General features: G+C 57.3%; 18 protein-coding genes. 9 read left to right on the plus strand and 9 right to left on the minus strand.

Annotated features, from left to right (window positions below):
• Positions 1–5: 5 nt before the first annotated feature.
• The 5 genes from QEO92_RS28260 to QEO92_RS28280 all read right to left on the minus strand — a co-directional run bounded on the left by QEO92_RS28260 (position 6) and on the right by QEO92_RS28280 (position 5,368).
• Complete coding sequence (locus tag QEO92_RS28260; protein ID WP_227705488.1) at positions 6–950, minus strand: pyridoxamine 5'-phosphate oxidase family protein; 945 nt, start codon at positions 948–950, stop codon at positions 6–8.
• A gap of 342 nt (positions 951–1,292) precedes the next feature.
• On the minus strand, positions 1,293–2,195 hold the full coding sequence (locus tag QEO92_RS28265; protein ID WP_227705489.1) for a LysR family transcriptional regulator: 903 nt from the start codon (positions 2,193–2,195) through the stop codon (positions 1,293–1,295).
• An 85-nt stretch (positions 2,196–2,280) separates the two neighbouring features.
• On the minus strand, positions 2,281–3,618 hold the full coding sequence (locus QEO92_RS28270; protein ID WP_227705490.1) for an LLM class flavin-dependent oxidoreductase: 1,338 nt from the start codon (positions 3,616–3,618) through the stop codon (positions 2,281–2,283).
• A gap of 12 nt (positions 3,619–3,630) precedes the next feature.
• Positions 3,631–4,533, minus strand: a complete 903-nt coding sequence (locus QEO92_RS28275) for an alpha/beta fold hydrolase (RefSeq protein ID WP_227705491.1) — start codon at positions 4,531–4,533, stop codon at positions 3,631–3,633.
• Between the two features lie 130 nt (positions 4,534–4,663).
• Complete coding sequence (locus QEO92_RS28280) at positions 4,664–5,368, minus strand: alpha/beta fold hydrolase (protein ID WP_227705492.1); 705 nt, start codon at positions 5,366–5,368, stop codon at positions 4,664–4,666.
• 601 nt (positions 5,369–5,969) lie between these two features.
• Here QEO92_RS28280 and QEO92_RS28285 point away from each other — a divergent pair.
• The gene (locus QEO92_RS28285) at positions 5,970–6,590 is read left to right on the plus strand and encodes a CGNR zinc finger domain-containing protein (RefSeq protein ID WP_227705493.1); all 621 of its coding nucleotides are present in this window, start codon (positions 5,970–5,972) and stop codon (positions 6,588–6,590) included.
• A 169-nt stretch (positions 6,591–6,759) separates the two neighbouring features.
• Here QEO92_RS28285 and QEO92_RS28290 read toward each other — a convergent pair whose 3' ends face one another.
• Positions 6,760–7,413, minus strand: coding sequence for a flavin reductase family protein (locus QEO92_RS28290; RefSeq protein ID WP_227705494.1), 654 nt, complete (start codon positions 7,411–7,413; stop codon positions 6,760–6,762).
• 107 nt (positions 7,414–7,520) lie between these two features.
• Entirely contained in the window at positions 7,521–9,200 is a 1,680-nt protein-coding gene (locus QEO92_RS28295; RefSeq protein ID WP_341871466.1) for an MOSC domain-containing protein, read from the minus strand.
• Positions 9,201–9,515: 315 nt separating this feature from the next.
• Here QEO92_RS28295 and QEO92_RS28300 point away from each other — a divergent pair, with 315 nt between their 5' ends.
• The 7 genes from QEO92_RS28300 to QEO92_RS28330 all read left to right on the plus strand — a co-directional run bounded on the left by QEO92_RS28300 (position 9,516) and on the right by QEO92_RS28330 (position 14,966).
• Positions 9,516–10,376: an alpha/beta fold hydrolase gene (locus QEO92_RS28300; RefSeq protein WP_227705496.1), complete on the plus strand. Its 861-nt coding sequence runs from the start codon at positions 9,516–9,518 to the stop codon at positions 10,374–10,376.
• Between the two features lie 198 nt (positions 10,377–10,574).
• Positions 10,575–10,784, plus strand: a complete 210-nt coding sequence (locus tag QEO92_RS28305; RefSeq protein ID WP_227705497.1) for a hypothetical protein — start codon at positions 10,575–10,577, stop codon at positions 10,782–10,784.
• 31 nt (positions 10,785–10,815) lie between these two features.
• Positions 10,816–11,763: a LysR family transcriptional regulator gene (locus QEO92_RS28310; RefSeq protein ID WP_227705498.1), complete on the plus strand. Its 948-nt coding sequence runs from the start codon at positions 10,816–10,818 to the stop codon at positions 11,761–11,763.
• A 106-nt stretch (positions 11,764–11,869) separates the two neighbouring features.
• Positions 11,870–12,742 (plus strand): glycine betaine ABC transporter substrate-binding protein, encoded by an 873-nt coding sequence (locus tag QEO92_RS28315; RefSeq protein ID WP_227705499.1) that lies wholly within the window; start codon positions 11,870–11,872, stop codon positions 12,740–12,742.
• Between the two features lie 67 nt (positions 12,743–12,809).
• Positions 12,810–13,391, plus strand: coding sequence for an ABC transporter permease (locus QEO92_RS28320; protein ID WP_227705500.1), 582 nt, complete (start codon positions 12,810–12,812; stop codon positions 13,389–13,391).
• Positions 13,392–13,398: 7 nt separating this feature from the next.
• Positions 13,399–14,037, plus strand: coding sequence for an ABC transporter permease (locus tag QEO92_RS28325; protein ID WP_227705501.1), 639 nt, complete (start codon positions 13,399–13,401; stop codon positions 14,035–14,037).
• Positions 14,034–14,966: an ABC transporter ATP-binding protein gene (locus QEO92_RS28330; protein ID WP_227705502.1), complete on the plus strand. Its 933-nt coding sequence runs from the start codon at positions 14,034–14,036 to the stop codon at positions 14,964–14,966. Before QEO92_RS28325 ends, QEO92_RS28330 begins: the two co-directional genes overlap by 4 nt.
• A 290-nt stretch (positions 14,967–15,256) precedes the next feature.
• Here QEO92_RS28330 and QEO92_RS28335 read toward each other — a convergent pair whose 3' ends face one another.
• Positions 15,257–15,982 carry an SDR family NAD(P)-dependent oxidoreductase gene (locus QEO92_RS28335; protein ID WP_227705503.1) on the minus strand — a complete coding sequence of 242 codons (726 nt, stop codon included), beginning with the start codon at positions 15,980–15,982 and terminating at the stop codon, positions 15,257–15,259.
• Between the two features lie 254 nt (positions 15,983–16,236).
• Between QEO92_RS28335 and QEO92_RS28340 the strand changes: the two genes are divergently transcribed.
• The gene (locus QEO92_RS28340; protein WP_227705504.1) at positions 16,237–17,139 is read left to right on the plus strand and encodes a LysR family transcriptional regulator; all 903 of its coding nucleotides are present in this window, start codon (positions 16,237–16,239) and stop codon (positions 17,137–17,139) included.
• A gap of 404 nt (positions 17,140–17,543) precedes the next feature.
• Here QEO92_RS28340 and QEO92_RS28345 read toward each other — a convergent pair whose 3' ends face one another.
• Complete coding sequence (locus tag QEO92_RS28345; RefSeq protein WP_227705505.1) at positions 17,544–17,987, minus strand: hypothetical protein; 444 nt, start codon at positions 17,985–17,987, stop codon at positions 17,544–17,546.
• Positions 17,988–18,065: the final 78 nt, after the last annotated feature.

Raw genomic sequence — 18,065 nt, forward strand, 5'->3', positions numbered from 1 at the left:
GAGTGCTATCTTTCAGTTCTGTTGCGGAACCGCGTCCGAAGCGCTGCCCGTCGGTAAATCGTCTTCGCGGGGCTGAAGCGCCACAATCTCTCGGCCCCCGGGAATTGCGTCATTTCCTCGCTATCAAGGAGTACCGCCGCCCGGCCCGTCATCTGGAGGAGCGCGCCGCTCGAGAAGTCAGGGAAAACCAGCCCAGCCGACGGATTTGTCAGTATGTTGCCGAGCGTGTTGAAATAATGGTTCCCATTGTAGTCGGGAATTGTGAGCTCGCCCTCGACCCCGAAACGCACAAAACCTGACTGTCCCCCGCGATGGGACACGTCGACGTGACGGTTTTTAATATCGTCATCCACATACGAAGCAACGAAAAACGTATCAGCAATCTCTACGATCCGGCGAATCTCAGCAATTGAGATAGCCAATGGCTCGCCTGGCTCCTCATGTTCATCGGAGATCACTTCCTCGCGTTGCTGAATATAGCGTGGGCAATTCCCGAACGTATGTTCCACCGACAATTCAAAATCCCGGTCGGTGCGCGATCGCAACACGCCATTGACGCGATTTCTGCGGCGGGTCTCCAGCTGTATTCCGAGCCAGCCGATGGCTGCTTCCGCGTGAAGGCCAGCTTCCGCCGGATCGCTCGTGTCGATCCCTATATTCGCAACCAGCGACCACTCGTCCGGAGAGCACAGGAACCCTTTGCTGCCGTCGCGTATCGTTGCCCAGGGGTAGCCATCGTCATCGACCGTCCCAATCACCAGGAAAGGCAGCTCGGGGAAAAAACTGCGATGCTGCTCAGTCAGATGGGGCCTTATGTACCTGTCTCCGATGGCGGCCATCTTCTCCACTGCGCCAGCTTTTGCCTGCAGCGCAAGCTCCCCCTCGTGCCAGGGCCCGTCTTGCATCTCGCGCAATCGACCCCGATCGCTGCGATCCCGCTGATTTTCCATTGCGCTACTCCAGCTCTCATCATTTACAAAATCCGCCATTGGCAGGATTGCAGCGCCTTGTTCGACGGCACATTTCAGCCGTTTGGGAACTCCGCCTTCCGCACTCCCTCACGATGGACATCGGAGCATCCGCACTGCTGATCCCACAACAGCAAGAGGTAGAGCTTTGCTAGCAAGCAATAGTCGAGAAGAGTAAGCCAGATCAGTTTCATCGCTGCCTCCTATGTTGGCTGGAGGCTATTATCTTTCGTCGCTGCGATAGCTTAAGATCGATTCGTCGGAATGGATTATTACATTATGCGGAACGCCGTCGTAAGCGAGACCGGCGCCTCTCCGCATCTCTCAGTGAGAGTTAAGAGCCGCGGTTGTCCGCAGACGGGCCACCACGAAATCGACAAAAGCACGGGTTTTCGCAGAGGTGAGGCGACCTTCCGGATGCACGACATGTACGGGCAATGGATCTTCCTCGAAGTCGGCAAGAACGATCTGCAGCTCGTCCCGCGCCTGTTCGCCCTCGATCTGATACGAGAGAAGCCTGGCTACTCCCCAACCATCGATGGCGGCACGCATGGCTGCCTCATTGGTGTTGCAAAAGAGCCGTGGACGAAGGCTAACGCTTGTTTCCCCGTTCCGACCGAAATGCCATTCAACGCCGTTGCCGCCCGGAACCGCAGCAATGATGTTATGTCTTGGCAGTTCGGCTGGCCTGGCCGGAATCCCCGCGGCTGCCAAATAGGAAGGGGCGGCGCATAATACCCGGCGCACAGCTCCGACCCGGATCGCGCTCAAGCCGGAATCCTCCAAGTGTCCGATGCGGATGGCGACATCGACACCTTCATCAACAATGTTGACGAGACGATCCACAAATAATGTCCTTGCGGTCACGCCCTCATATTCTCGAAGGAATGCGGTCAAAATCGGCGTGACGTGGATATTTCCGAAAATCACAGGAGCCGTCACGAAGAGATAGCCGCTCGGACGCGCGTGAACGCCACCGGCCGCGGCTTCGGCTTCGCTGATCTCCATGAGGATCCGCTGACAATCGCGCAGATAGCGTTCGCCAGCTTCCGTCAAATTCACCGCTCGTGTCGTCCGAATGAAAAGGCGTGCCCCCGTCACCTCTTCCAGGAACGCAACGGCTCGCGTCACCGCCGGAGGGCTCATGTTCAGCTTACGCGCCGCCTCGGCGAAACTGCTCTCTTCGGCAACTTTCACGAATATTCGCATTGACGACCAGCGATCCATGTGAACCTCTTGCCCTGAATCATGAATGCCGGGACCCAAGAACAGGGTCTCGGCATTTCTTTGTTATCGAAAGAAATCCAGGCTGTCAGCGCGCAGAGACGAACATGTTCGCCGGCCGCTGCAGACCGAGTTTGTCACGCAACGTGCCCGGCGCGTATTCCCGCTGAACTAAACCCCGACGCTGAAGCTCCGGCGCCACATCCCGCGTAAAATCCTGCCAGTCCCCCGGAAGAACCGGGAACATCAGGTTGAAACCGTCCGCCGCACCCTCGATGAACCAGGCTTCCATTTCATCGGCGATCTGCTTCGGCGTTCCCGCCATCACCGGGGCGGTTCCAGCCTTGGCGACCTGGCTTGCGATCTGGCGGATCGTCATGCCCTGCGCAGCCATTGCCTTGACGCGAATAAGATTGGTCCGCTGGCCGTTAAAGGTGCCTTCGTCAGGCAGTTCGGGTACGGGCCCGTCTGCCGGAAACGAGGAAAGGTCCTTGCCGACCCAGCTTGAAACCAGATCGACTGCGAGACGAGGAGGAGTGAGGCTTTCCAGAAAGTCCCTTTTTTCCTCGGCCTCGGACGCCGAAGCTGCGACAATCGGCAGGATGCCCGGAAGGATTTTCAAGCTGTCCGGTGTCCGGCCGTTGGTGATCAGCCGCGCATCGAAGTCCGCCCGATATTTTTTTCCCTCTTCGATCGAACGGGAAAGGGAAAAGTTGATCTCGGCATGCTTTGCCGCCAGCACTTTGCCGTCTTCTGACGAGCCGGCCTGGACGATGATCGGATAGCCTTGCGGCGGTCGCGGTACGTTCAGAGGCCCGCGCACCTTGAAATGCTTGCCCACGTGATTGATGCGGTGAACACGAGCTGGATCGGCAAAGAAGCCCGACCGCTTGTCGAACAGCAGTGCTTCCTCCTCGATGCTGTCCCAGAGAGCCTTGGCGGTCTCCAGAAACTCGGCCGCACGCTCATAGCGATAAGCATGTTCGATATTGCCATCGCGGCCGAAGTTCATCGCCTCCTCGTTCATGCCCGAGGTAACGACATTCCACGCTGACCGGCCACCACTGATGTGATCAAGCGAGGCAAATGTTCGCGCAAGATTATAGGGCTCGGTGTATGAGGCCGAGGCTGTCGATATCAGGCCGATGTTGCTCGTGACGGCAGCCAGTGCGGAGAGCAGCGTCAAGGGTTCAAGACGCGTGTTGGCATAATGCGCGATATTGCTTTCGTAACTATCCCAGATCGCCACGTGGTCGGCCAGGAAGATCGCGTCCATCTTTGCTTCCTCGGCCGCCCCTGCAAGGCGGCGGAAGTAGTCCAGGCCGAATATCTCTTTGCCGGGGGCACCCGGATGACGCCATGACATCCGGTGGTCGCCCTGGGGATTAAAGAAGAATGCACTCATGATCATTCGGCGGTTTGCCATTCCTATATCCTTTCACGTGTTCGCTGCCTGGATCGGCCCGAAAGACCGGTCGGTGGTGGCTACTTTCCTGTTCATGAAATCGATGATGTCTGCGGCGATTTCGTCGCCGTGGCTCTCCAGTGCGAAATGTCCCGTCGGCAGAAACTTGATTTCGGCGTCCGGCACATCGCCTCCAAAGGCCATCGCGCCAGCCGGCACGAAATAAGGATCGCGCTCACCCCAGATCGCCAGGATCGGTGGTTGATGTTCCCGGAAATATCGCTGGAATACCGGATAAAGCGCGACATTGTCGCCATAGTCCGTGAAGTAATCGAGCTGTGGTTCGTGCGCACCCGGCCGCGCGAGATAATAGTTATCGAGGGTCTGCGCGTCCGGGCTGATCAGCGTCAAATCGCAGACGCCTTCTTCATATTGATAGCGTGTTGCTGACGGGCTGAAGGCGGCGCGCAGCGAATTGCGAAACTCTTCGGTGGGCGCCTGCCAATAGGCCTTCATCGGCTCCCAGCCGCTGCCCAATCCCTCTTCATAGGCATTTCCATTCTGGGAAATGATCGCCGAAATCCTTTCCGGATGCTCGACCGCCATGCGAAGACCAACCGGCGCACCATAGTCAAAAACATAAATCGCAAAATGCGAAAGACCTATTACCTCGGCAAATGAAGTCATTGTCGTTGCCAGATTGGCGAAGGAATAGGTAAAGCCTCTCGGCGGCATTTCCGAACGTCCGAACCCCGGAAGATCGGGAGCTACGACGTGGAAATGCGAACCAAGCACCCCTATCAGGTCGCGGAACATGTGACTGGCTGTGGGAAATCCGTGCAAAAGTAGGATCTCCGGCGCTCCGGCCAACCCGGCCTCTCTGTAAAAGATGTCGATGCCGCCGACCCCGACCAATTTATATCTTGTCGCCGTCATATCTGCCTCCCTTGTCAGCCTCGGTTGTAACCGAAATAAAATTAATAAAGAGGTTACATGACGACAATCCGGATTTAGCGGAATGGATCATTCCATTAATTGGAATGACAACCGGCGGCCGGACATCACTTTACTTTGGGATTTCGTGATCTGTGACGGCTTCCGCAATAATCTCAACCACTGCGCGTGGCTCGGTGATCGAAGGCGTGTGGTCGCAGGAAATCCGCCGGATCTTCGCCTTCATCCGTTCTGCGATGAAGCGTTGCACGGATGGCTTGATCATTCGGTCCTGCTCCGCAAGAAGATACCAGCTGGGCTTTTGGCTCCAGTTCGTGTGAGTGATCGCCTCCTTGATACAAGCAAGCGCGATCGGACGCTGAATCGCTGAAAGAACTGTCTTCTCTTCGTCCGTTGCGTTTTGCGCGAAGGCCTTCTGAAAACCCTCTTCCGGCATCCAAATATATTCGTAGAGATCGGGAGCCAGCGATGGGGCGTGCTCATCAAGCTCTTCGCGATAGAAAACGTCAGCCACCGTTTCCCCGACAGCCGGAGCCAGCGCGGCGATAAGAACGACCGATCTAACCCGATCATCGTCGATGGAAGATACGACCGCGCCTGCATAAGCATGTCCCACCAGAACGGCAGGTGCCGAGGCGCGGTCCAGGAACCGCTTGACGGCCGCAACATCGTCGCTGAGCGAGGTCATGGGGATCGGTGCCGCCAGGACCTCGAAGCTGAGGTCTTGCAAAGGCCCTATCACCTTTTCCCAACTCGATCCGTCCGCCCACGCACCATGAACCAGAATGACCGTGGCTCGCTTGCTTGTCGTTGACATAATCTGCTCCTAAGAATGGGCTAAGTAGTGCTCAAGATCGAGCTGCGCCTGCCCGAGCGCCTGCATGAGGTTATCTCGGCGAAAAGCCGCTCACATCCACTGGCCGGAAACATCAGGTCGCAGATCAGGCAACAGACCGAAATCGGTGATCTCTCGAAGGACGAGCGGACTCCGTAGGGCGGTCCATGCTGCACACAGAAGTAGCGTGAGAATCACCAGCGAATAAATTCACTGTTTCGCTGGCCGCGGCTTGGCAAGACCGGTGCATGCCACTTCACAGTCATGTACCTGCGAGCGCCCACGAGGTTTTGCAGCTCCACCCGGGTGAAACAATCCACTGGTGGGGGCCATAGCGGCCGGCCACGGCTTTTGGATTGCCAGCCCCCCATCCGGAAAAGGGGCAGCGATCCCGTGTCTCGGTTTGTCCTATCGACCTCTCCGCAATTCGACATGCCGCACGATATGAAGACGCATCATCGTCGTTACGTAAGTAACCATGCTACTAGATTTTCGGAGGTTAGTGAGTTATCTCAAGTGTGTGATGCGCTTTTGATGGATGGGCGGAGCGGTTACGCGATGAATCGAAAAATAAGAGGCGAATATGGTCCTACCCAACCCACCGGCAATCTTCGTCGCGGATGCTGTCGGCCTTGATTTTCTGAACTCCGTTGCGACGCCGGTCGACAGGCCCGTTGAATGGCTGGGCGACGGCGCTGGTCTGATCCAATGGTTGCGGGAGGCAGATCTGGTGCCGGAACGGACGCTCGAAGCTATTGCGAACAACGCGATGCCCGGTGAACTCGATTCCGTGGCATCACACGCCCGCTCGCTGCGCGAATGGTTTCGCAGCTTTGTGCTTGAGCATAAGGGCAAACCGTTGAGCGCGAAGGCGATCACTGAGCTGGAGCCCTTGAACCGGCTATTGGCAAGGGATGAGCAGTTCATCCAGATCACTATCGCGGAAGACGAACGCTCCAAGCCTCGTCTTCAATGGGACAGGCAGCGTCGATGGAAGTCACCGGAAACACTGCTGGCACCAATCGCCGAGGCAATGGGCCAACTCGTCTGTACGGAAGAATTTACCGATATCAAAGCCTGCGAAGGGCACGATTGCACGCTGCTGTTCATAGACCGCACCCGCGGAAGGCGCCGGCGGTGGTGCAGCATGGCCGTGTGCGGTAACCGTGCCAAGCAGGCCGCACATCGCGCGCGGGCCAATTGATTGTCGTTAGAAGAGGGGCGGCGGCCGCTCTGCCATCGCCCTTTTCAACAGTATGATCTTCAAGTTCATCCTGTTCAATGTCGGATACCAAACGGGAGGGCGGATGGAACGCTCTCCCGCGGTGGTCACGGCAAAAGTGCCGCTAAAAAACGACGCCGCGGCGATATCGTCATTCTAGTGATCTGTAGTCTCCCTGCCAGTAAACGAGAGGCTGCGCCGCGGAGCCAGTCCAGGCTTCCCTGACCCTTCCGATGACAATGACATGGTCGTAGCGGAACAAAAATTCCTCGACCTCGCAATCAAATCCTGCAATGGCACCCGTCAAAGTCGGAACGCCGGTCTTTCGTACCCGCCATTCCTGGCCCGCATAGCGATCTTTTCCCTTTACGCCGCCACGCCCTGCAAAGCGGTCGGCCACCGGTTTGTCTTCATCTCGCAGCAAGTTCACGGCGAACGTGCCGGACCCACACAGCACCTCCCATGACGAAGAAGTCTTGCTGATCCCAAACATCAGCCTCGGTGGCTCAGCTGACAAAGAAACCACTGACGTGGCGGTAAATCCAGTTCGTTCATCTCCAGCGCCGACCGTCACCACAACGGTACCGCCAGCCAGAAGACGCATTGCAGCCTTGAAGTCGGAGGGGTCGGCGTCTGCTGCGCCGGCCGTCGAGCCCGAAATCAAGGGGGCGGCCCCCTTGTCGAGCTGTCTATCATCGATCTTTTGGGGCGTCGCGCCCGCTCTCATCGTCAGGACACCCGACATCACTCCTGAATCGGCCGCCAGCTCTTTTCCGTTCACCGCGTTCGAGACGTCGCAGGTCATTGCGGTTGCTCCTCCTAAAGTAACCTGGCTAAATAACGAATGCAGGTTATATGAACGAGAGTAACCTGTCAACAAGGCCCAGAGAGGTTTCGTGATTTGTACGGCAGTTACAGGTCGAGTTGCAGATCTGCAGTCGGTTTGGCGCAGCAAATCAAAATCACCCCCGGTTGGGGCGGGTCGATCGGCGCAGGTGAATAGTCGATCATTCCGTCAACAACAGCCGTCTCACAGCGATGACAGACGCCCGCGCGACAGGACCAGGTAACCGGCACCGAGCACGCTTCCGCGAGGTCCAGAATGGATGGGTACCGACTATCCCAGCGGACCGTGAGATTGCTCTTCAGGAATGTCACCGCCGGACCGGCGCCTTCTGCCAGAACCGGAGGATGGGGAGGAACATCGGGGCCAAATCGAAGCGCCGAACCGAACGTCTCAACATGGATGTCGTCCGTCACGACGCCCCATTCCTGCAATCCCTCGCAAATATCTCGAAGGAATGCTTGTGGCCCGCAGAGGTAGAACTGCGAGTACTTTGGTATGCCCATCGCCCGAATCAGTTGCAGGTCGATGTGGCCGGCAACGTCGTAATCGGTCCCGCGGCGATCGTCGGATGTGGGTTGGCTGAAGACCGTGCGGGCGAGCGCTTTCGATGCATTCCCCAGCAGCCGATGGGTTTCCTCCGCAAAGGCGTGATGCAATCTGTCGCGAGCGCCGTGGATCCACCAGATACCCTCTCCGGTCGGTCGTTCCGCGAGGACCGCGTGGAGCATCGAGAGAACCGGCGTAATCCCTATCCCGGCGCTGATGAAAGTAACGGGGCCCGAACTCATGGGTTCGAGGATGAAGGCGCCACGCGGAGCACTGACCTCGAGGATGTCACCCAAACCGATCCGCTCGTGCAAATAAGTGCCCGCCAGCCCGCCCGACTCGCGCTTTACGCTGATTCTATAGTGCGAGCTCTGCGGGTCGCCGGATAACGAATAGGAACGGATGAGACTATTTTGGTCTCCTGCTGGCAACCGCAGTACCACGTGCTGTCCCGCTTTTGGCTTCGGCAGCGGCCTGCGGTCCGCCGCTGCAAGTTCAAACGTTTTGACATCAGCCGTCTCGTCATAAAGACCAATGACCTTGAAATCGCGGAAGCCAGACCACGCCGGCGCCGCTCGTGGCTCCGGCCTTAATCCGGGATTTCCCTGTGATTTACCGGAAGCTGCAAGAAGCACTTCGAAGGATTGCCGCCAGCCAGGGCTTAACGCTTCGAGCTTTGCAGCCTTCTGCAATTGATCTTCCGGATGCTCGGGGCTGTAAAGCAGGCTGTTGACTGAGGCGACTGTCATGGCGTGAGGACCGGAGGCGATTTTTTCGATCCGATCGCCTACGCCAAGCTCGCCCTCTTCGATGACCCGCATATAGAAGCCGGGCCTTCGGTGGCTGACGAGGAGCGACGGCATGTCGTTGCGGCCAAGCCGCACTCCGAGTTTATGGCAGGTGACCCGTGGCTGCGAGACCTCGAAGAGCGCCTGTCCGATGCGATATTGGTCCCCGATACAAACCTCGTCGTCCGGCATGCCGTCGACGGTCAGGTTCTCGCCGAATTGACCCGGCTCCATCGGCGCGCGCGCAAGCAACTCCTCCCAGAACCGGTAGGACTGAAGCTGATAGACGAGAACGGCCCGCTGTTCGCCGCCGTGGCCTGCAAGATCCGCTTGCTCATCACCATCGATGTTCAACTGCCTTGCCATCACTCGGCCGTCGACTGGGGTTTTCCAGATCGCGGTGCGGATCATTCGTCCGTGTCCGATAACGTCTCTCGGTCGGCCAACGTTCACGGAAAGGAGACGGGGCATCGATCTATTTCCCTGCTTGATTCATCATGGGCTGAGCCGATCAAATCTTATCACGCCTTGATGCGGCAACATCGATTTCCAAGACTTCAACATTGATTTCCTACTTCGAAACAGACTTCGCGGCGGCTCTCTGTAAGTTCGCCACGCGTCTTGCAGTAATTAATGCGTAACCGCTTAAAAACATGTTGACCAGTTAGCTTATCCGTTGTAACCCTTAAAATGTTATTGGACAGGTTACAACGGAAGGATGAACCGATGACGAGGGTGCGTTTCCATAAAGTCGACGTCGACGGCTTGGGTGTCTTTTACCGCGAGGCGGGGGATCGGTCGAAACCGACGATCCTGCTGCTTCACGGCTTTCCAAGTGCCGGTCACATGTTTCGTGATCTCATTCCGGCGCTGGCTGACACGTTTCATCTCGTCGCCCCGGATCTGCCGGGCTTCGGCCAGACCGATTTGCGCCCGCACGGAGACTTTACCTACTCGTTCGATAACCTCGCCAAGGTCATCGACCGCTTCACCGAGGTGATCGGTCTGACGCGCTTTGCCATCTACGTGTTCGATTATGGCGCGCCGACTGGCTTTCGCATCGCATCGTGGCATCCGGATCGCATCACCGGCATTATCTCTCAGAACGGAAACGCCTATGAAGAAGGCCTAAGCGAGGGCTGGAACCCGATCAGGGACTACTGGAACGAGCCGTCGCAGGCCAACCGGGATGTGCTGAAGGCGTTTCTCGCGCCGGAGACTACGATTTGGCAGTATACCCACGGCGTTCCTGACGTGACGCTGGTTTCGCCGGACGGCCATAGCCTGGATAACTATTACCTGACGCGAGACGGCGCCGCGGATGCGCAACTTGACCTCTTTGGCGATTATAAGAGCAACTTAGCGCTCTATCCGGAATTTCAAAAATACTTCCGCACGAACAAGCCGCGTTTCCTGGCAGTGTGGGGCAGAAACGATCCGTTCTTCCTCCCGCCCGGCGCCGAGGCGTTCAAGCGCGACATCCCGAATGCAGACATTCGGTTCTTCGATACCGGACATTTTGCCCTCGAGACGCACTGCGATGAAATCGCGACCGCGATCAAGGGCGTTTTCGCTGCCGGTGAATGAGGCCCATGGCGTCAGGCAACTTGAGCCATGCCCACGGCATGCCCCGTAACGACCCTAGTGGTGGCTGCGCGGGGCGTAACGCGGTCCTGAAAGCCAAGAGAAACCGAAACCTGCTCGACCTTCTAACCTCTTTGCCGGCCTTGGCCGACAGACCGTGCGGCGACAGGAAAAAGCGAGCCTGATGAGGAGTTCAAGCTCATGCGTAAATCCGGAGGCGCGCAGGCGCCCATGACGAGAATGACCGTCGGCATGATCGTAGTTCCGAGTATGGCTGTCGAGGATACGACCGCGCACAGCCCCGGTGCGGCGCCTACTGACGGTGGTCGCGAGGCGATGGCGGCAATTGGGCAGGTTATTCGCATCGTTTTCGGTGCGTTGGCCGCCTGGTCAGATAGTAACGGCAAATGATGCGGTGTGCCCCTGGGACGGGTGAAATGCCATGAACGTTCAAAATCACGCGATTCCGCCGCTGCACGACGTCGACATCCGGCTGTTGCGGATATTCAAATGCGTAGTCGAATGCGGCGGGTTGTCGGCGGCCGAATACACGCTGGGCATTGGACGGTCAGCAATCAGCAAGCACCTTTCGGATTTGGAGGCCCGCCTGACGGTGAGATTGTGCGAACGCGGCCGCTCCGGGTTTAGTATAACGTCCTATGGCGAGACCGTGTATCGCGCGACGATCGAACTTCTCGATGCGCTGGATTTGTTTCGCGCGCAGATTTCGACGGCGAAGGGCACGCTGACAGGCTCGATCGACATTTGCATCATGCACGGCGTTTATCTCGAAGACGGCAACCCATTGGCGCAGGCGCTCGGGAAGTTTGCGGATCGCCCCGGTTGCGTGACGCTGAATGTCAGGAGCGCAAGCTCGGAGGAGGCGGAGGAGGCGGTCGCAACGCGCCGTGCCAATGTCGCGGTGACCTGTTCCAATAGTGGGTTGGCAGGGCTCTCATATCGGCCGGTTGGAATGCATCGTTTTGCTCTTTATGCCGCCGCTCGACACACGCTCGCGCAGACGCCGGAGGAAGCGAAGGCGACGGACCTTGCGGACCTCGATGTCGTGGCACGTGCGTATCTTCGGCGGGAGCAACGGCTGCTGCGCGGTGGGCGGTCTACTGCGATTGCGAACGATCTGGAAGCAGGCCTCGAACTCATCTTGAGCGGTCGCTTCGTCGGTATTCTTCCCGAACATCTCGCAAAGCCGTGGGTAGCGACCGGCCAGTTGGTCAGGTTGTCAACGCCGGTTGTGCCTGACGAGGAAGCCACCTTTATCGTGTACCGCTCGAAATCGAGGAACCTGCCGGTGATACAGACGATCGCCGAGGACATCGTGAAGGCGTATACGAGAGCGAAGACCCACATTGGCGCCGCCGGTGGCAAATAGCGCGTCATTTGTTGCATATGACGGAAACAGATGTTTGCCTGCTCTACATCTCTCCGTCGCGGCTGATCTCTAGATGTAAAATCGAACGACAGCCGGAGGAAAACAGATGGAACTTCGAATTGCAGGCGTAGCATTGGCGCTCACACTATCGCTGTTCGGTGAGGCAAACGCTGCGACCATTAAAATCGGCAGCAAAAACTTTACTGAGCAATTTGTCGTAGCCGAAATCTACGCGCAGGCTCTCGAGAAGGCCGGCTTCACTGTGGAACGCCATCTCAACCTCGGAGCCACCGCGATCGCTCAAGCTGCCCTGGTGCATGGCGATATCGACCTGTACCCCGAATATACCGGCACTGCGATGGCCTCCGTTGTCAAAGGCGATTTGACGGGGTCGGCGGAGAAGATCTTTGGAGACGTGAAGGCCTTCTATGAAGCGAAATTTCAGCTGACTTGGCTGACACCCACGAATGTCAACAATGGTTACGCGATGATCGTGAAGCCGGATTTAGCGGAAAAGTTCAAGTTGAAGACTCTGTCTGATTTGAGCGCCGTGTCGAAGGAACTGGTTTTTGGTGCAGAGGCTGGCTATTCGAACCGCGCCGACGGACTGCCCGGTCTGAAAAAAGCCTACAACATCGAATTCAGGGAATTCAAAAATTTTGCGAGCCCGAATTTCCGATATACAGCGCTGCTGGCAGGCAATATCGACGTGTCGATCGGCTTCGGTACCGACTGGCAAATCGCCGATAAGCAACTGGTCGTTCTCGATGACGACAAGCATCTTTGGCCACCCTACTATCTCGCTCCCGTCGTTCGTCAGGATGTAATCGCGAAGAACCCGCAGCTTGCTGAGGTCCTGAACAAGGTCAGCCCGCTGCTGACGAGCGAAAATATGCGGGCGCTGAACGCGGAGGTCGATCGCGACAAAGAAGAACCGGCCGATGTCGCCAAGGAATTTCTTGTTAGGCTCGGTTTGTAGGTTCCGTCCGATCTGAAAGGGGAAGGCCGGCTTGAACTGGGCACCGAAGCACGTCGACGAGATTTTAATGGCCATCGGCCAACACCTTCTCCTCTCCGTGAGCTCGACGCTTGCGGCCCTTATCCTGGCGGTTCTGGTTGGCGCAATGACGGTCAGCCGCCCGCGACTGCACGCAGCCGTCATGGCGATTGCCAATCTGATCTATGTGATCCCGAGCCTGGCGATGTTCGCCATTCTTATTCCGCTCGTCGGCCTCGGTTTCAGGCCCGCGTTCATAAGCCTTTCCGCCTACGCCTTCCTGATCATCCTGCGCAATGTCGAGACGGGGTTCAGGAGCGCTCCAAGAGAGATTCTGGATGCGGCGGATGGCATGGGCTACAGTCGGCGCCAGCGCTTGTTGCGGGTCGAATTTCCGCTTGCCCTGCCCTTGATCATGTCAGGCTTTCGTCTGGCCCTGGTCACCTCGATCGGTGTGGCGACGATTGCCGCGTTCATCGGCGGCGGAGGGCTCGGAACGATCATCCTCATCGGAGTCAATCAAGAGCATATGGAGAAGATCCTCGTTGGCTCGCTGTTGACTGCGCTGATAGCTCTCGCCTGCGACATCGGTCTTTCGTTTGCTGAGCGCATGCTCTTGCCTTGGAGATAGGAAGTTGATGCAGCAATTGACCGATTGGATCGTTCAGCATGATCGCGAGTTTCTGACGGCGCTCGGCCGGCATGTGTCCATGTCGGTTCTCTCGCTGGCAATTGCTTTCCTGATCGGGTTAGCCCTCGCAGCGGCCGTTGTGGGCCGGCCGAAGATTGCGTTTGTTGTCATCAACGTCGCTTCGGGCCTGAGAACATTTCCGAGCCTGGCGGTGCTGGCCCTCACGGTACCGGTGATGGGAATTGGGGTGGTGCCCGCAATCATCGCGCTGACGGTCCTCGCCCTGCCGGCCATTCTCCTCAATGGCTATGTTGGCCTGCGGGACGCCGATCCGGACGCGGTCGATGCGGCAGTCGCGCTGGGTATGCGATGGCACCAAGTTATGAGGAAGGTCAGGTTGCCGCTGGCGGCCCCGGCGATCTTCGCTGGCGGCCAGACGGCTACCATTCAAGTGATCTCTGGCGCTACGCTTGCGCCCTTCATCGGTGCGGGCGGGCTCGGCGACTATATTGTCACGGGCATCGGCACGCTTGATGTGCCGACACTTCTCATTGGTGCGATTCCAATCGCGATACTGGCGCTCGGCGCCGAGCTGCTTCTCAGCAGTTTGGAGCGGAAGTATTTCGCCAGGGAGCATCTGCCGTGATCAGGCTGGAGCACGTCACAAAAAAATATGACCAGCGGGGGCGTCCTTCGGTCGACGATCTGACGCTCCACGTTGCGGAGGGAACGACCATGGCACTGATCGGGCCATCGGGGTCCGGAAAGACCACGGTTCTGCGCATGATCAACCGGCTGATTGAGCCGAGCAGCGGCGTTATCATCGTTGACGGCAAGGAGATCGCCAACGTGGATCCAGTGATCCTCCGGCGACATATCGGATACGTGATCCAGAACGTCGGATTGTTCCCCCACCTGACGGTCGACGAGAACATCGCGGCCGTGCCGCGCTTGCTTGGTTGGGACGAGGGGAAAATCCGGCAGCGCACGGAAGAACTTCTCCATCTCGTGGGGCTTGACGCAGCCCAGATCGCTAGACGTTACCCCAAACATTTGTCGGGGGGGCAACGACAGCGGATTGGCGTGGCGCGCGCGCTGGCGGCAGATCCGCCGATCCTTTTGATGGACGAACCTTTTGGGGCGATCGATCCGATCGCACGAGGCCGCATCCAGAATGAATTTAAAGAGATTCTCGCGCATGTTCGTAAGACCGTGGTGATCGTGACGCACGATATCGATGAGGCGTTGAAGCTCGGAGATACGATTGCCCTGATGCGTGATGGCCAGGTCATCCAGCACGATACTCCCAACGTGATACTTCAGCAGCCCGCCGACACGTTCGTGACGGATTTTATCGGAGCGGATCACGCGTTGCGTAGGCTGGAGCTCTTTACCGTCAGCGAGGTAATGATGCTGGGTGAAATCGGGAACGCGATCGCCACGATCAGTCGCGACGCAACCCTGCACCAGGCGCTTTCGAAGATGATTGCTTTGAAGATCGATCGGGTCATGGTGACAGATGCCTCTCACGTCGCTATCGGCACGATCACGCGCGACGCGATCCTCGCCATCTGAGCGTCGAGTTCAACCGCCATGGGCTGAGATGTGAAGCCATCCTCGCACGAGCCTTCTTGGCCTCCCTCAGTTTCAATCAAGCGTTTCGGACCCGGGTCAGCGCCAATTCCCCGGTGTCCACGACCGGCTAGGCTCGTAGCCCACCCGGAGGTGTTTTGATCTCCGTCGTACTCCCTGCTGAGACAATAAGGCTCCGCATGCAGCCTTATCGTTGCCAGGCATTTCATTGGGATCTGAATGGAGCGAACCGCGCAGCAACCGCGCGGATTCCATGTTTAGTACAGTTCGGACTACCAGCGGCCGAGATGCGCGCCGCCGTCTATGTTGAGTGTTTCGCCGGTGACCCGCGGGGCTTCAGTTAGAAACACCACTGCATCCACGATTTCTTCGGCCGTCGATATGCCATCAATCGGCGAAAGCGTCCTCAAGAACTGGACCGGATTGTCTTTCTGCAGTGGCGTGTCGACGATGCCCGGAGCCACTGTATTCACACGGATTTTTTCATTGGCATATTCCATCGCGAGGTTCTTAGACATCGCCTCGATGCCTCCCTTCGTTGCCATCGCCAAGGAGATGTTCAACCCGGCTATCGGGTGATGCACATAGGGGGTGGTGATGCTGACGATGCTGCCACCGGCGCCCTGACGGAGCATCTGGCGCACCACCTGCTGAGTCATATGGATGAAACCTTCGACGTTTGTCGCGGAAAGTCTCCTGTAGTCGTCGAGCGTGTAGTCCAGGAAGGGCTTGGTGAAGAAAATGCCAGCATTGTTGACAAGAGCATCGATGGAGTGGAAACGCTTGACAGCGGTGTCGACGACCTTGACCGACGTCGTCGGATCTACGATGTCGCCATCGACGAGAGCCAGACGCTCCGACTGCGCGATCTCTTTCGATTGACTGACCTGCCTAGATGTCGCGACGACATTATAGCCACGTGAATGAAAACCGTTGGCAAGAGCGGCGCCAATACCTTGTGAGGCGCCCGTGATAATAACCGTCTTATTCTTTTCCATCGTTTTGAATCCTGTCCGTTGAGCCGTTGGCCTTGGTTGAAGCACGGTGATGCGGCGCCAGAACTCGGACATGCGTAAGCAGTCCGCGCCTGATGTCTCTCACATCAATCTTGGGTTGAGCCTGGCGAAACTTGACACCTTGCGTCTTCTGTCAACGCCGGTTGCTGTTCGACAAGATGAATATGACAGATCCGGACAACGGCGATTAGATGGAAAAATATGGAAACTCTTTTGCATTCATGCAAAAATGAAGCGTGACCGATTTGAATGATATCGCGATCTTCGTTATGGTCGCGCAGATGGAGAGCTTCAGCCACGCGGCAGCTGCCTTGGGCATGCCGGTTTCGACCGTTAGCCGCCGCGTCAGCCGATTGGAAGAACGGCTGCAGACGGCACTAATACATCGGACGACCCGGAAACTCAGCCTGACGACGCAGGGGCGAGCTTACTTCACAGAGTGTAGCGGCCCCTTGGGTCACCTCCACGAGGCCGAGAGAGTTCTGGTTGAGACACAGCGGAAACCGGAAGGTTTGCTGAAGATCACGGTCCCCGTCGTGCTCGGGCATGAGGCTTTTTATGAATTCGTGTCATCATTTCTGTTTAGATACGAGGATATTCAAATTGATCTTGCGGTGACGAACGCGTTTCTCGATCTGGTCGCTGAAAATGTCGACGTCGCGATCCGCTTCGGTGAAATGATCGATTCAACGATCGTTTCGCAGCGCATCGGCACAAATGTTCGCTATTTGGTTGCTTCTCCCGACTATCTGCGGGGGAGGACTATCCCAATGAGACCGGAAGACTTGAGCCAGCATCGCTGCATTGTGCTGAACGGCCGCAATAACGAAGCCGAGTGGCATCTTGTCAGGGGCAAGAAAGAGGTGAAAGTGCAAGTCAGAGGCCCGGTCTCCGGACGCGATCTGCAGACACTGAGCGCCTTCACCTACAAAGGCCATGGCATTGGTTTTCTTCCGACCAATTATTGCGAAGAGCACATCAGGCGCGGCTCACTTGTTCGTTTGTTATCCGACTGGGCGTCGCCTGAGATCGCTGTTCAAGCTGTTTATCCAAGCCGTCGTTTCCTTCCGGCGAAAACGCAGATGTTCTTGGCTGCATTGAAGGCGTGGAAGAACCCGTTATGGTTGCCATTGCGATGAAAATCTAACGTTCCTATCTTCGGGGCAGCGTGCTGGTTCTTTGGTTTTTGACAATTAGACGGACTTTGCCTGGCGCATCGACGCAGCGATGGTCGGTGACGTCACCGGAAGGCTTCCTGCACAGCCGGGCTATGTATTCATCTGCGGCTTGAACAGTTTCGTCGAAGCTGCTGTGGACGGCGCGCTCGCCGCCGGCTTGGATACGACTTCAATCAAGACGGAACGGTACGGGGCTTAGGTTGGCGGTCATTTGGTCCACTCGGGGGACAGCCGACGAGACCCGTAGACGATGGCGCTCACCACGAGCCGGTCGTCAACCTTCGGAAGGCTATGCGGCAGCGGAGATGCCGCGATATTCATGCCATCTGGCGCCCACTCAGCGGAACGGGAGACGAGTTGCTATACTAATCAACCTCTTCGACAACGAGTTTCCTCCCATTGAACTGGAGGCTCTCGCCTGCTCTTAGGCCCTCAATCTCCGCGTAGATCGGCGCCTTAGTTGAAATTCCCATCACGTCGCGCCCATCGCAGGAGAATTTCCCCGTGGAGACGGCGATAACAAAATGATGACCGGAGAGCTTGATGAGCGCTCCCTCTTCGACCCTCGACTTGGGCCCGAAATCGATCATACCCAACTTGGCGATCTTGTCTGTGTGGTCGTGAACGGTGTCGTCTAGGGCCTCGGACAGATCGCTTGCCATCTTGGCTTGAGCCTGTTCGTCATTTTCGATGGGCTCGCTCCGGTCGAGCAGCGCGCTGGCGACATAGTCCAGGTATTTCTCCCTTGCGCTTTGGAGCGCGCTCGTTTCCAGCGATAGCATTGCTTCCCGAATAATGTGTTTGTCCATTTTCACCTCCTCGCGGCTGCCTTTCTGGCCCGCCAATATCCGTGACCTGGCGTCTTGTTACTATTCTTCGATTGATTC

Source organism: Neorhizobium petrolearium (assembly GCF_029854435.1).
GTDB lineage: Bacteria > Pseudomonadota > Alphaproteobacteria > Rhizobiales > Rhizobiaceae > Neorhizobium > Neorhizobium petrolearium.

Excerpts from the sequence above, each read along its gene's own strand:
- QEO92_RS28260 (WP_227705488.1), bottom strand. The coding sequence starts at position 950 with ATGGAAAATCAGCGGGATCGCAGCGATCGGGGTCGATTGCGCGAGATG.
- QEO92_RS28265 (WP_227705489.1), bottom strand. The coding sequence starts at position 2,195 with ATGGATCGCTGGTCGTCAATGCGAATATTCGTGAAAGTTGCCGAAGAG.
- QEO92_RS28270 (WP_227705490.1), bottom strand. The coding sequence starts at position 3,618 with ATGGCAAACCGCCGAATGATCATGAGTGCATTCTTCTTTAATCCCCAG.
- QEO92_RS28275 (WP_227705491.1), bottom strand. The coding sequence starts at position 4,533 with ATGACGGCGACAAGATATAAATTGGTCGGGGTCGGCGGCATCGACATC.
- QEO92_RS28280 (WP_227705492.1), bottom strand. The coding sequence starts at position 5,368 with ATGTCAACGACAAGCAAGCGAGCCACGGTCATTCTGGTTCATGGTGCG.
- QEO92_RS28285 (WP_227705493.1), top strand. The coding sequence starts at position 5,970 with ATGGTCCTACCCAACCCACCGGCAATCTTCGTCGCGGATGCTGTCGGC.
- QEO92_RS28290 (WP_227705494.1), bottom strand. The coding sequence starts at position 7,413 with ATGACCTGCGACGTCTCGAACGCGGTGAACGGAAAAGAGCTGGCGGCC.
- QEO92_RS28295 (WP_341871466.1), bottom strand. The coding sequence starts at position 9,200 with ATGATCCGCACCGCGATCTGGAAAACCCCAGTCGACGGCCGAGTGATG.
- QEO92_RS28300 (WP_227705496.1), top strand. The coding sequence starts at position 9,516 with ATGACGAGGGTGCGTTTCCATAAAGTCGACGTCGACGGCTTGGGTGTC.
- QEO92_RS28305 (WP_227705497.1), top strand. The coding sequence starts at position 10,575 with ATGCGTAAATCCGGAGGCGCGCAGGCGCCCATGACGAGAATGACCGTC.
- QEO92_RS28310 (WP_227705498.1), top strand. The coding sequence starts at position 10,816 with ATGAACGTTCAAAATCACGCGATTCCGCCGCTGCACGACGTCGACATC.
- QEO92_RS28315 (WP_227705499.1), top strand. The coding sequence starts at position 11,870 with ATGGAACTTCGAATTGCAGGCGTAGCATTGGCGCTCACACTATCGCTG.
- QEO92_RS28320 (WP_227705500.1), top strand. The coding sequence starts at position 12,810 with ATGGCCATCGGCCAACACCTTCTCCTCTCCGTGAGCTCGACGCTTGCG.
- QEO92_RS28325 (WP_227705501.1), top strand. The coding sequence starts at position 13,399 with ATGCAGCAATTGACCGATTGGATCGTTCAGCATGATCGCGAGTTTCTG.
- QEO92_RS28335 (WP_227705503.1), bottom strand. The coding sequence starts at position 15,982 with ATGGAAAAGAATAAGACGGTTATTATCACGGGCGCCTCACAAGGTATT.
- QEO92_RS28345 (WP_227705505.1), bottom strand. The coding sequence starts at position 17,987 with ATGGACAAACACATTATTCGGGAAGCAATGCTATCGCTGGAAACGAGC.